Origin of the sequence: Hymenobacter sp. DG25B (assembly GCF_000801315.1) — a bacterium.
In the GTDB taxonomy this organism is placed as follows: domain Bacteria; phylum Bacteroidota; class Bacteroidia; order Cytophagales; family Hymenobacteraceae; genus Hymenobacter.
The window spans coordinates 2,749,846-2,762,475 of record NZ_CP010054.1 but is presented as its reverse complement, the minus strand read 5'-3'; the positions used below and the strand labels follow the sequence as shown (position 1 = coordinate 2,762,475).

Annotated in this window: 10 protein-coding genes; 7 read left to right on the top strand and 3 right to left on the bottom strand. The window is 60.5% G+C overall.

Annotation, left to right across the window (positions count from 1 at the left end; all coding sequences use genetic code 11):
* Positions 1-8 precede the first annotated feature (8 nt).
* A complete protein-coding gene (locus PK28_RS19565; RefSeq protein ID WP_082017078.1) occupies positions 9-1,976 on the bottom strand; it encodes an OmpA family protein in 1,968 nt (655 codons plus the stop codon).
* A gap of 169 nt (positions 1,977-2,145) precedes the next feature.
* Here PK28_RS19565 and PK28_RS11845 point away from each other — a divergent pair, with 169 nt between their 5' ends.
* The 7 genes from PK28_RS11845 (at position 2,146) to PK28_RS11815 (ending at position 8,350) form a co-directional block, all read left to right on the top strand.
* Positions 2,146-2,754, top strand: a complete 609-nt coding sequence (locus tag PK28_RS11845) for a TMEM175 family protein (protein WP_044514108.1) — start codon at positions 2,146-2,148, stop codon at positions 2,752-2,754.
* 130 nt (positions 2,755-2,884) lie between these two features.
* Positions 2,885-5,431 (top strand): excinuclease ABC subunit UvrA, encoded by a 2,547-nt coding sequence (gene uvrA / locus PK28_RS11840; RefSeq protein WP_044514106.1) that lies wholly within the window; start codon positions 2,885-2,887, stop codon positions 5,429-5,431.
* Positions 5,432-5,538: 107 nt separating this feature from the next.
* Positions 5,539-6,108: a class I SAM-dependent methyltransferase gene (locus PK28_RS11835; RefSeq protein WP_044514104.1), complete on the top strand. Its 570-nt coding sequence runs from the start codon at positions 5,539-5,541 to the stop codon at positions 6,106-6,108.
* 54 nt (positions 6,109-6,162) lie between these two features.
* On the top strand, positions 6,163-7,149 hold the full coding sequence (locus tag PK28_RS11830; protein ID WP_044514103.1) for an ABC transporter ATP-binding protein: 987 nt from the start codon (positions 6,163-6,165) through the stop codon (positions 7,147-7,149).
* A 250-nt stretch (positions 7,150-7,399) separates the two neighbouring features.
* Positions 7,400-7,669, top strand: coding sequence for a hypothetical protein (locus PK28_RS11825; protein ID WP_044514101.1), 270 nt, complete (start codon positions 7,400-7,402; stop codon positions 7,667-7,669).
* A gap of 18 nt (positions 7,670-7,687) precedes the next feature.
* Positions 7,688-8,029, top strand: coding sequence for a hypothetical protein (locus PK28_RS11820; RefSeq protein ID WP_044514100.1), 342 nt, complete (start codon positions 7,688-7,690; stop codon positions 8,027-8,029).
* Positions 8,030-8,074: 45 nt separating this feature from the next.
* Entirely contained in the window at positions 8,075-8,350 is a 276-nt protein-coding gene (locus PK28_RS11815) for a hypothetical protein (RefSeq protein ID WP_044514098.1), read from the top strand.
* On the opposite strand, the gene PK28_RS19070 is transcribed toward PK28_RS11815, so the two are convergent.
* Positions 8,337-9,923, bottom strand: coding sequence for a L,D-transpeptidase scaffold domain-containing protein (locus PK28_RS19070; protein WP_048825943.1), 1,587 nt, complete (start codon positions 9,921-9,923; stop codon positions 8,337-8,339). The two genes, PK28_RS11815 and PK28_RS19070, sit on opposite strands and share 14 nt — an antisense overlap.
* A complete protein-coding gene (locus PK28_RS11805; RefSeq protein WP_044514096.1) occupies positions 9,923-12,613 on the bottom strand; it encodes a cation-translocating P-type ATPase in 2,691 nt (896 codons plus the stop codon). The genes PK28_RS19070 and PK28_RS11805 overlap by 1 nt, the downstream gene beginning before the upstream one ends.
* Positions 12,614-12,630: the final 17 nt, after the last annotated feature.

Below are 12,630 nucleotides of genomic sequence, written 5' to 3'. Positions count from 1 at the left end.
GCCGCCTGCTACATGCCCGTTACCCGGAACTCTACCCGGCGGTTGAGCTGGCGGGTGGCTTCCTGCTCATTGCTGGCGCGGGGCTCGGCGCCGCCCAGGCCGATGCCAGTGATGCGCCTGGCGGAAATGCCGTGCGCTACCAGGTAGCTCTTCACTACTTCTACCCGCTGCTCGCTTAGGATGACGTTTTTCTGCGGGTCGCCTACATTATCGGTGTGCCCGCGCAGCTCAATGGTCAGCTGGGGGTATTTGAGGAGCAGCGAAAGCAGGTATTCCAGATCGGGGTAGGAGGCGGGCAGCAGTACGGCCTGGCCCTGCTGAAACTTCACTTTATCCAGCCGCAGCGTGGTGCCTACTGCCATGGGTTGCAGCAGGATATCCTGCCCAAAAGGGCCAGAGCGCGGCGTGTAAGTGGAATCCGCCACCAGATAACCCGCCAGCTGGGCCTGAACTTTGTACGCTTTGCCGGGGCGGGCCGAAACCAGAAAAGCAGCCTCCGGGGTAAGCGGAACCGGCAGGGTAGTACTATCCTGCAGCAGCTGCAGCCGGGCCTGGGGCAGGGGCTGATACGTGACGGCATCGAGCACGCGGCCCCGCCAGGTGGTGACGGGAATGGCGGTAGCAGGCGCCGGCTGCACCGTGGTCCGGAACAGATTGCAACCGGCCAGATCGGTATACACTCCCCGGCGCACACGGGTGGTCTGGTGGTTGCTTTGGTCGGCCTGGTACAGGGCTTTGGGGCCGGCCAGATAGAACACCCGGTTGCCGTCCACATCGTACTGCAGCAGTACGTCGCTGTAGCCGCCTTGCTCCGGAAGCCCATCCAGGGGCTGTAGGTCGGGCGCGGGCTGTTTGGTAGCCAGATTCACTTTCAGCAGGGCGCCATCGGTGCTGTATACCTGATAGAGGGTCTGGGTGTCATCAATACAAAAATTGGCGTGCGTGCCCGCGCCCGCAAATGCAATGGCTGGATAGTAAGCCGCTTGGCGCACGGGGTCCTTTTCCCATACTATGGTTACCGTATCATCTGTGGGGCTTACTTTCACCAGCTTACTGGCGTCGGAGGTGATGAACAGCAGGTCGCCCCGCTCATTGGTGGCGGCGGAAATCCAGATGTTTTCGGGGCCCTGGGCCGGGAGCTGCCAGGCGGTGTAGTGGCCCAGCTCCGCCGCCGGGTCGTAGCGGTATACATACTCGGGCGCATTGGTGGGCGCCTTCGTTACGGAATACAGGCAGTTATCAAAGCCTTTGGCCAGGGCGTAGGACTGAAACGGCAACACCTGCCGATGCACTTTCGCCAGCTCGGAAGGGTCCTGCACGGAAAACTCGTGAATGGTGCGGCAGTCATCTTCCCACAGCCCGTCCTGCACGCGCAGGGCCGCAATGCCATACATTTTGTCGTCGCAGAGCTGCTCGGCGTAGCGCCGGCTGGGCAGCCCGGTGGGCAGCAGTTCAAAGGAATTGAGGAGCTGCTTTCCTACGGCGTAGTACCGGCGGGTATAGCTGGCCAGGGCCCGGTATTCCAGCCGAAACTCATACCCAACCCGCCATACCCGCCGCCCGATGACGCGGGTGCGCACCGTATCCGTGAGGGAAACCTTGTAGGAATAATCGTAGCGAATCTCCTGAAAGCTGCCGGCATCCCGCTGGTACAATTCAAAAAGCCGCACCTGCGGATAGCTCCGGATTATCAGCCAAAGGGAGTCCAGCTGGCCGTGAGTGAGCAGGTTGTAGTCCTTTTGCTGCTCCGGAACCGGCCGAATGCGCAGCTCTACCTGCACCGGGGCAGTGGGCCGGATGCCGGGTGTCACGAAATCCACGGTCAGCAGGTCTTCGCTGGAGCGCACCTGCCAGCCCGCCGGATAGGCCAGCCGGTACCCCGCATAGGGGCTCACGTATTCGCGCAGGGCCGCCGGATCCTGCGCGTGCAGCTTTACGCAGCAAAGTGCCAGAATCAGCGTCAGCAAAAACCTCATACTAACTGAAAGCAGAAACGCCGTTATCCTTCAAAATTAGGTAACCTTAGGCCATTCTCACTGTCTTCGGCTCAGGGATATTGAAGAAAAGAATGAGAATGCGCGCTTACTTGTGAAATGGCAAGGGTTTATTATCACTTTTTTTATTCCCTGCTAAAGCGGGCCGCATATGCATAAAGGACGCCTCGAGGCTTTCAGCGACGGAGTACTGGCCATTATCATCACCATTATGGTGCTGGAAATTAAGGTGCCGCATGGGCAGGACTTTGCCGCACTGCGGCCAATGCTCCCGGTTTTTCTGAGCTATGTGCTGAGCTTTATCTACGTGGGCATCTACTGGAATAATCATCACATGATGCTCACGGGAACCAGCAAAATCAGTGGCCGCACGTTGTGGGCCAATCTGCACCTGCTGTTCTGGCTTTCCCTTATTCCGTTTTCCACCGGCTGGGTGGGAGAAAATCATTTTGCCCAAGTGCCCATGGCCGCCTACGGCTTTGTGCTCCTGATGTCGGCCATTGCCTACTTTATCCTGCAGAACAGCATTATAAAATCAGAAGGGCCTAATTCCGTGCTGGCTTATGCCATTGGGCGCGACCTGAAAGGCAAGGCTACGGCAATACTCTATTGCCTTGGCATTGGCGCCAGCTTCTGGAATGCGTGGGCCGGAGGTTTCTTTTACGTGCTGGTAGCCTTCATCTGGCTGGTGCCTGATCAGCGCATCGAGCGTGCCCTGCATCAGCAGAAAAAGCAGGCGCAGGAACGCATAGCGGATTAGTGGGATAAGAAAAACAAGGCGCAGAAACAGACGGTTTTTACGGGCCATGCGGCTAATTTTTTGAAGCAGAATAGGCAGCGCGGAATGCAGTTACGTATGCTGGTGCATCCAACCTGAACTTCTGCTTTTCATGGCGACTTCTGCTGCTGACCTTCCGGACCACCCTTTCTCTGGCTTTGTGCGCGTGCGCGGGGCCCGGGAGCACAACCTCCGCAACATTGATGTAGACATTCCGCGCGATGCGCTGGTGGTGTTTACGGGCGTGTCGGGCTCCGGCAAATCCTCGCTGGCCTTTGGTACGCTTTACGCCGAGGCGCAGCGGCGCTATCTGGAGTCGGTGTCGCCGTATGCGCGGCGGCTGTTTCACCAGATGGCCGTGCCGGAAGTGGAATCCATTGACGGCCTGCCGCCGGCCGTGGCCCTGCAGCAGCAGCGCGGCACCCCCACCACGCGTTCCTCGGTAGGCTCGGTTACTACGCTTTCCAACCTAGTACGCATGCTGTACTCGCGGGCCGGCAACTACCCGGCGGGCCAGAGCATTGTATATGCCGAAGGGTTTTCGCCCAACACCCCGGAAGGTGCCTGCCCCACCTGCCACGGTCTGGGCCGCATCTATGAGGTAACGGAAGAAACCATGGTGCCCAACCCCACGCTCACCATCCGGGAGCGGGCCATTGCGGCCTGGCCCCAGGCCTGGGGCGGCCAGAACCAGCGCGACATCCTGGTAACGCTCGGCTACGACATCGACCGCCCCTGGCAGGAACTACCCCAGGCGCAGCGCGACTGGATTCTGTTCACCGAAGAGCAGCCCGTGGTGCCCGTGTACCCCGGCTACACGCCCGCCGAAACCCAGCGCGCCCTTAAGCGCCGGGAGCAGCCAAACTACATGGGTACCTTCACGGGCGTACGGCGGCACGTGCTGCACACCTTTGCCACCACGCAAAGCCCTCTCATGAAAAAGCGGGCCCTGCAGTACATGCTGAGCACCGCGTGCCCCACCTGCCACGGCAAGCGCCTGCGGCCGGAGTCGTTGGCCGTTACGTTTGCCGGGCTGGATATTGCGGATATGTCGGGGCTGCCGCTGAAGCGGATGGCTGCCCTGCTCAAGCCTTATGCCGATGGCTCTAACACCGGCAGCAAAAAGCACAACGCGGAGCACCCGGAGCAGGTGATTGTGGCGCAACGCATTGCTGAGGATCTGTGCGCCCGCCTGTCTGTGCTGCTGGATCTGGGGTTGGGGTATCTTTCCCTGGAGCGCAGCACGCCTACGTTGTCGCCGGGGGAGCTGCAGCGGCTGCGGCTGGCTACGCAGCTGTATTCCAACCTGTTTGGAGTAGTATATGTGCTCGATGAGCCCTCTGCGGGTCTGCATCCTTCCGATACCGCCGCCCTGCTGAAGGCGCTGGCCGGCTTGAAAAAGGCCGGCAATTCCCTGTTCGTGGTAGAGCATAACCTGGACGTAGTTCGGCAGGCCGATTGGCTGGTGGATGTAGGCCCCGCCGCCGGCGAGCTGGGCGGAGAAATCCTTTACAGCGGCCCGCCCGCTGGGCTGGCGGCCGTAGGTGCCTCGCAGACGCGCCGTTATTTATTTAATGAAGAAACCCGGCCGGAGAACCCGGCGCGCCAGCCTAACGGCTGGCTCCGCCTGCAGGGCGTAACGCGCAACAACCTGCAGGACCTGAATGTGGAATTTCCGCTGGGCGTGTTCACCACCGTCACGGGCGTGTCGGGCTCCGGCAAGTCCAGCCTGGTTAGCCAGGTGCTGGTAGAGCTGGTGGCCGAGCACCTCGGGCATCAACTGCCCACGGAAGAGGAGGAAGGCGACCCGCTGGAACGGGCCGCGCCCATTGCAACCGGCGGGCAGATTGCCGGGGGCATGGAGCACATTAAGCGCCTGGTGCGCGTAGACCAGAAGCCCATCGGGCGCACGCCGCGCTCCAATATGGCTACTTATACCGGCCTCTTCGACCACGTGCGGCGGCTGTTTGCGGCCACGCCCGCGGCCAAAAAGCGCCGCTACGATGCCGGCCGCTTTTCTTTTAACGTAGCTAAAGGCCGCTGCGAGAATTGCCAGGGTGAAGGCTTCGTAATGGTGGAGCTGCTGTTTCTGCCCAGCGTGTACGCGCCCTGCCCCGTGTGCCATGGCGCCCGCTACAACGCCAAAACCCTCGAAATAACCTATCAGGATAAGAACATTGCCGAGGTGCTGGGCCTCACGGTGGATGCCGCCTGGGAATTTTTCCGGGAAGAGCCTGCCGTGCACCGCGCCCTTACGGTGCTGCGCGAAGTGGGCCTGGGCTACCTGCGCCTGGGCCAGCCCGCCACCGAGCTTTCCGGCGGCGAGGCCCAGCGCATTAAGCTGGCCACGGAGCTGCAAAAGGCCCAGCGCGGCAACTCGCTCTACGTCCTCGATGAGCCCACCACTGGCCTGCACCCCTCCGATGTGGAGAAGCTGCTCACCCAGCTAAATGGGCTGGTAGACGCCGGCAATACCGTCATCGTAGTAGAGCACGACATGCGCGTGGTGGCCGGCAGCGACTGGGTGCTGGATATGGGACCCGGCGCCGGCGACGAAGGCGGGCAGGTAGTAGTGGCCGGCACGCCCGATAAGGTGGCGAAGGCAAAACAAAGCCGGACGGCGCCGTATCTGGACCAGTTTAGAGGCAACGCCTTTTAAGGCAGGCAACTCAACCGTAGCCGTTACCAGAAGCGGCAAGCGGCTGTAGTCAGCCGAATCAGATTTAAGTTATCCTGAGTTATTCGTTTCCCTTCCACCGCTATTTCATGCCCTCATTTCTGGAAGAGTTCTTCCGCAACCCGGCCACCGTGGGTTCTATGGTGCCCAGCTCCCGCGAGCTGACGGAGCAGGTAATGGAGCCGATAGATTTTACCCGTGCCCAGTGTATTGTGGAATACGGACCCGGCACGGGTGTTTTTACTGATGTGCTGATGCAGCGCCGCCAGCCCGATACGGCCATTGTGCTGATAGAAGTAAACCGCCGGTTCTGCCAGCTTCTCCAGAAACGCTACGCGGGCCACGCCCACGTGCACATCATCCACGGCTCAGCCGATAAAACCACCGAATATCTGCGGCAGCGAAACCTGCCACCCGCCGACTTTGTGGTGTGCGGCCTGCCCTTCACCTCCTTGCCCCGGCGCCTGGGCTGGCGTATTCTAGAGAATACCAGGCAAGCGTTGCAGCCCGCTGGCCGGCTCATTCTGTTCCAGTATTCATTGCGCAACAAAAAGCTGTTTGGGCGCTTCTTTCAGTTGCTCAGCAATGTCCATGTGCTGCTGAATATTCCACCGGCCTATGTGCTGGTGTATGGCCCGGCAGGCGTAAGGGCGGAGTAAGGCGCGTATCTTTACCCGTGGCCCGGGCCATTACCGGCCACTCCACCTGCACCTATGCATTTTTTAGAAGTTTCGGGAATCAGTTTGCAGGAGCGGGAAAATGCGGTGTTGCAAAACATCAGCTTCACGCAGCAGCAATTCCAGAAAATAGCCATTGCCGGCGAAACCGGCTCGGGCAAAAGCACGCTGCTGCAAACCATTGCCGGACTGGTGCAACCCACGGCCGGTGAGGTGTATTTTGAGGAAACGCGGGTAAAAGGACCCACAGAAAAGCTGGTGCCGGGTACGCCGGGCGTAGCGTATTTGTCGCAGCAGTTTGAGCTGCCCAAGTTTCTGCGGGTAGAGCAGGTGCTGCGCTACGCCAATAAGCTCTCGGCGGCTGAGCTGGACCGGCTCTATGCTATTTGCCGCATCCGGCACCTGGCACAGCGGCAAACCAACCAGCTTTCCGGCGGCGAGCGGCAGCGCATTGCCCTGGCCCGGCTGCTGCTCACTTCGCCCAAATTACTCCTGCTGGATGAGCCCTTTTCCAACCTGGACATGGGACACAAGCAAATCCTGAAATCGGTTATTCGGGATATCAGCGAAGAGTTGGGCATCACCTGCACCTTAATTTCCCACGACCCGCTGGATACCCTTTCCTGGGCCGATGAAATTCTGGTGATGCAGGCCGGGCAACTGATTCAGCGGGGCACGCCGGCTCAGATTTACCAGCAGCCGGTTTCCGCGTATGCCGCCGCTCTTTTCGGCGACTATAACCTGCTGACGGGGCCGCTACTAAAGGCCTTCGCCCAACAAACCGGCGCCAAACCCCGGAAAGGCAAGCAGCTGCTGGTGCGCCCCGAGGATATACAGCTGGCCGCTGATACCGGGAGCGGAGTAGCGGGCCTCGTAACGGCAGTAAAATACTTTGGCAGCTATTCCGAAATTAAAATAAGCCTGCTGGGCAGCAGTATTACGGTTAAAACCGGCAACCGCAGCCTTTCTGTGGGCCATTCCGTAGCCGTTTCCCTCCCGGCAGATAGAGTTTGGTATATTTGAGCTAATTGCTTTCAGCAACCATGGTAGCCGGGTAAAAAGCATTTCTTAAGCTGGTATGTTAACAGACTGAAAAGTAGCGCATCCGCTTCTTTCGGCCGGGCCCGGAATGAACTTAACCAGCCCGGTTACCCTTACCTGAAGTACCGGCCATAGCAGGGCTGCATAACTTCTTTTGCAGCGCTACTGCGCTGCGCCGCTTAGCGTACCGCACGGCCCACTGGCTCTGCGCCCCATTCACGGGCTTTTCCTTATGCCTTCCTACTATCAGCCATCTGCCGAGCTACTGCAGGCGTTTGGCTTTGCCCCCTACAGCGCTCCGCCCCGCCAGGCGCGCTACAGTCGTGCCAGTGCCTGCGGGCAGGAAACCATTGTACTGTATGATGATGCCGAGCTCACGCTTTTAGAAGTGGTGAATGGCCAGATGCTGTATAGCTTCCAGGGCCGCGTGGCTTCTGAGGCCGAATTCCGCATCCTGCTCCGGCAGGTAAACTGGTCTGCTGAGTTAATGCCTTCCCTCTGATTTCTTTTCCCCGTTCCCATGACCGATACCTATCTGCAAAGCCTTGGCTTTATGCCCATCGACCAAGGCCGCAGTGCCAGCCGCCCTGGTTTTAATCAGGCCTGGTGCTACCAGCACGACCACCTGGCTCAGGACGGCACCCCGCTGTTTATTGAGCATCCGCTGGGCATCGACAGCTGCCGCCTAAGCAGCCTCACGGCCCCGCTCGACCAGCAGGATGTATTTGCCAAGATGCCACTGAACGACCGCCCCGCCCTGGAAGCTGCCATTCAGCAGTTTTTTGCCGCCCACGGTGGCCAGGGGCCTCTTATTCCCCTTTTTGAGGTGCCTACTTTCCGGCCCTTTCGCCGGGCCCGCTAAGCATAGCCCATTAACCTTTAGCCTTGCGGCCTACCAGTAACCTCTATGGACAAAGACTTACAATTCAGCCTGGCAAATAATGCCAAGGAATGGCTGGCCCTCTCGCTATCCATCTCATCAGCGGAGAAAATTTCCTTCAACAAAATTCACGACGACTTTTTCGCCACCTACGGCGCAAATTTCATGGCCCACGTGTACCGCACCACCTTTGAGCACGTGCTTCAGAACATGCCTGATGCCGAGCGCAGTAAGCTCCTGGCTTATTTCAAGGAAGCCATGGATTCGGCCATTGACGAGCACTACTCTACTACCCATTTTTAGGGAGTGCCCGTGGTAAGTACATGGGTAATGTGTGCTTGTTTAGACAAAGCCCCGGCCATGGCCGGGGCTTTTTTGTGGTCCGGCGTTCAAAAGAGTAAAGCGAACTTGACTGCCCAAAAAATGCTTTCCGTATGCTGGCGTCGCGGCGGTAGATATCGGGGTAAAAGCGGAGCTGGCCCTGTTCGGCGGCGCATGTCAGGTAGCGTATGTGAATGGGCAGGGGGCGCCGAAGCCAGATGTCTTTGGGTTGGGTTTGGCGGGCACACTCACTTTCGGAGGGCAGGCGCAGCTGCTTGCCGTCGCGGCGCAGCAGGTAGGCGGCCAGCTGCATGGGCTGCGCCAGCCGGATGCAGCCATGGCTGAGCGCCCGCACCGGCAGGGCAAATGCCCCGCGCATGGGCGTATCGTGCAGGTAAACGGAATAAGGACTGGGAAAGCGGAACACAATGTTACCCAATGCATTATCGCAGCCCGATGACTGCCGGATGGTATACGGAAAATTCTGGGCCGATACCCGGTACCAGTTTACCTGATACGGGTTTACGGGCGTGCCCTGGCGGTTATAAATGCTGTAATTATTGTTGACGAAGGCGGCCGGGTTGCGGCGCAGCATGGGTAACAGCTCTTTGGTGGCAATGGAGTTGGGTACGTGCCAGTCGGGGGCCAGAGTGAAGTGCGTGATGCGGCTGCTGAGCGTGGGGGAGGGTGTAATGGGCTTACCCACAATAACATGATGGCGCCGCTGTAGGCTGTCCTGCTTCACCAGATACAGCTCATACGCCGGCAGATTAATAAGCACATATTCGGAGTCGGGGAAGGTGCCCCAGCGCCACCGCTCCAGATTAATGGCCACCTGCCGAAACCGGCTTTGGTGCACGGCCGCCGAGTCAGGGTTAGAGGCAACCGGGCGCCGGAGCCAGGCCTGCAGGGCCCGCTGCAGCTGCCGGTATTCCCGGTTGCGGGGCTGGCAGGCCTCCACCGTTTCCCGCACCTGCTGCGCCTGCACGCCCTGGCGCAATAGCACCTCTACCGGCAGCGGTTTTTTAGCCGCAATTTCCCGGGCCGAAAGCGTGTAGGGGTGCAGCTTGCCGCGGTGCAGGTCGCGCATGAGGTGCAGCAGGGCATCGGTCAGGTAAACCTCCAGGCGGGCCTGCTGGCGGGCAGTGCTGCGGCGGGCCAGCGAATCGCGCAGGGCCTGCAGGCGGGGCCAGTGGTAGTCGGTGCGCAGCAGGCCAAAGTCATCGGCGTGGGCCAGGAGCTGCAGGGCAGTGCGGGCCGGCGGCGCCAGGCTGTCGGCGGGCAGCGTCCAGGCGGGTTGGGCCTCGGCGTAAAAGCGGCGCACGGCCGGTCCGGCCAGCAGTTGCAGACGGGCATCGGCGGCCGGGGTACTGCCGGCGGCCGTGGTATCCAGCAGAGCCTGTATGTAGGGTCCAATAGGCTCTGGTGGCTTTGCTGCGGCTATGGTATTGGCTTCTGAAGCGGCGGCAGATTGCCCGTTGGCGCCCGGGGGCGAGGAACACTGGCGCATATCGGCCAGCAGCAAACCCAACAAGCAAAAAAACAGATACCGCATCAGGAGGAAGCCGATTTTTCTGGGGTAGAGGAAGGAATCAGGGCCAGCAGGCCATACCCTAACCGCACCAGCAGTACGGGAATAAGGCCGGCGGCTACTATCAGGCCCGCCATGAGGGAAGTGAAGGGCTGAACGCCCAGCAGCCGCCGCAACGAGGGCACGTAATACGAGGCCACAAACAGCGCCAAGCAAATGCCCAGTGCCAGCCAGATGTAGGGGTTACGGGTAATTTCAGACCGAAAAAAGCTGCGGGGGTCGGTAGAAAAGTTGAACACGTGCAGCAGCTGGCCCAGGGCCATGCCATAAAAAATAATATTGTTGCACACCGCCGGAGAAAGCCGGAGCACCTCCCAGCTGTAGTAATAAATAGCCACCGGGCCCAGCACCAGGGCTGAGGCATACAGCAGGCCGGTTTTCCAATCTGTGCCGGTGAGCAGGGGCAATTGCGTGGGGCGCGGCGGCTGTTTCATCAGGTGCGGGTGGCCCGTGCCCACGGCCAGCGCCAGGGCCGGGAATACATCCGTCACCATGTTCAGAAACAGAATTTGCAGGGGCAGCAGAGGCACCGAGTTATGCAGCAGGCCCACGCCCGTCACCAGCAGAATTTCGCTCAGGTTGCAGGAAGTAAGGTAGAGAATGAAGGTACGGATATTGGCGAAAATGACGCGCCCCTGCCCAATGGCCGCCACTATGGAGGCAAAGGCATCATCCTGCAGCACCATATCCGCAGCCTCCCCGGCTACCTGCGTGCCCCGCAGCCCCATGGCAATGCCAATATCCGCTTTGCGCAGCGCCGGCGCGTCATTCACCCCGTCGCCGGTCATGCCCACAATATCGCCGCGCTGCTGGTAGAGCGAAATCAAATCCAGCTTTTGGGCCGGGCTCACGCGGGCAAAAACGGTGCAGGCGTACAGCTCCTCTTTTTCGGCCGTGGTCAGTTGGTCAAGGGGTTTCAGGGCCGGGCCGCTTACTACCAGGGTTTCTGCGCTGGATACCAGGCCTACTTTAGCCGCCACCGTGCGGGCCGTGGCCGGGTGGTCGCCGGTTACCATAATTACCCGAATGCCCGCCTGCCGGCAGGCCTGCAGGGCCGGCAGCACCTCCAGCCGCGGCGGATCCAGAAAGCCAATCAGGCCTACCCAAGCCAGGTGGTGCACAAAATCGGTGCCGGGGTGGGTGCCGGCCAGGGCACTGGCAAAGCCCAGCGTGCGCAGACCGGTTTGGGCCAGCTGCTCCGCGCGGGCAATCCATTCCTTCTTTTCAATTTCCGATAGCGGCTGTAGTCCGGCGGCATCCCAGCGGTAGTGGCAGTGGAGCAGCACATCTTCAGCGGCGCCTTTCACGGCCACAAAATACTGGCCGTCCGGTTCCTGATGCAGGGTGGCCATCAGGCGGGTTTCCGAGTTGAAAGCCTTTTCATCCAGGCGGGGACAGGCACTTTGCTCGGGCAGCGGCGAGGCGAAGGCCAGCTCATTCAGGGCAATTTCCAACGGGTCGCCCAGGGCCGGGTTGGGCCGCTGTCCGGGCTGGTAGGGGGCGTTGTTACAGGAAACGGCCACGCGCAGCAGCTGCTTGAACTGGGGCGAGGCCAGCACCGCGTCGTCGCCGGTTGCCACCGTTAAGGGGGGCGTTTCGGAGAGGTGCACCTCGGCGCGGCCACTGGGTAGCCAGATGGTATTTACGGCTATCTGATTTTGGGTGAGCGTGCCGGTTTTATCGGTAAAGATGACGCTGGTGCTGCCCAGCGTTTCCACCGCCGACAGCTTTTTGACGATAACGTGCTGCCGGGCCAGGCGCAGCATACCATGCGCCAGGGCCAGGGTAGCCACAATGGAAAGCCCTTCCGGAATGGCCGCAATAGCCAGAATAATGGCCATTTTCACCATCATTACGGCATCCCGGCCCTGCAGCAGCCCAATCAGCAGGTACAGCAGCGCCAGGCCCAGCGTGAGCAGAATGAGCTGCCGGGCCAGCTGGTTTATCTTGATTTCGAGCGGCGTGGCGGTGTGCCCGGCGGTTTGCACCATTTGCGCAATGCGGCCCAGCTCGGTATTCATGCCAATGCCCGTTACAATAGCGCGGCCATTGCCGTTTACCACAGCCGTACCCTTGTAGAGGTGGCAGGTTGGCGCATCAGCCAGCTGCCCGGGGGTGCCCAATGCGCCGGGCAGCTTGGCCACCGGCAAGGACTCTCCCGTAAGGGCGGATTCGTTTACGTTGAGCTGCCGGGCTTCGTGTACTTCGGCATCGGCCGGCAGCACGTCGCCGGCTTCCACCAGCAGCACATCGCCAATGGTCAGCTCCGGGGCGGGAATGGTTTGGTGCTGCCCGTTGCGCACTACGCGGGCTTTGGGCACATCCAGCTGGTGCAAAGCCGCCATGGATACCCGGGCCTGCCACTCCAGCCACAGTCCGATAACCGAATTGATGAGCACCACCGCGGCAATAGCTATGCTCTCGGCGGTATCGCCCATCACCCAGGAAAAAATGGCTGCCGCAATGAGCACCAGCACGGTAAGGCTCCGGAACTGCCGCCACACCAGCAGCCAGATGGGCTCCTGGCTGCTACCGGACAGAATGTTGGGGCCATGCAGCTGCCGCCGCCGTTGCGCCTCCGCCAATGTCAGCCCCAGCTGCAAATCGGTGGAAGGGGGCGGGAACGAAGCCGTAGGAGCGCTGGCCGGTTTCATAGCATCAGGAGGAAGTG

Bases quoted from the DNA above. Each gene is read 5' to 3' on its own strand.
- PK28_RS11815 (WP_044514098.1), top strand. From the start codon at position 8,075: ATGGACAAAGACTTACAATTCAGCCTGGCAAATAATGCCAAGGAATGG.
- PK28_RS11835 (WP_044514104.1), top strand. From the start codon at position 5,539: ATGCCCTCATTTCTGGAAGAGTTCTTCCGCAACCCGGCCACCGTGGGT.
- PK28_RS11825 (WP_044514101.1), top strand. From the start codon at position 7,400: ATGCCTTCCTACTATCAGCCATCTGCCGAGCTACTGCAGGCGTTTGGC.
- PK28_RS11830 (WP_044514103.1), top strand. From the start codon at position 6,163: ATGCATTTTTTAGAAGTTTCGGGAATCAGTTTGCAGGAGCGGGAAAAT.
- PK28_RS11805 (WP_044514096.1), bottom strand. From the start codon at position 12,613: ATGAAACCGGCCAGCGCTCCTACGGCTTCGTTCCCGCCCCCTTCCACC.
- uvrA (WP_044514106.1), top strand. From the start codon at position 2,885: ATGGCGACTTCTGCTGCTGACCTTCCGGACCACCCTTTCTCTGGCTTT.
- PK28_RS11820 (WP_044514100.1), top strand. From the start codon at position 7,688: ATGACCGATACCTATCTGCAAAGCCTTGGCTTTATGCCCATCGACCAA.
- PK28_RS19565 (WP_082017078.1), bottom strand. From the start codon at position 1,976: ATGAGGTTTTTGCTGACGCTGATTCTGGCACTTTGCTGCGTAAAGCTG.
- PK28_RS19070 (WP_048825943.1), bottom strand. From the start codon at position 9,923: ATGCGGTATCTGTTTTTTTGCTTGTTGGGTTTGCTGCTGGCCGATATG.
- PK28_RS11845 (WP_044514108.1), top strand. From the start codon at position 2,146: ATGCATAAAGGACGCCTCGAGGCTTTCAGCGACGGAGTACTGGCCATT.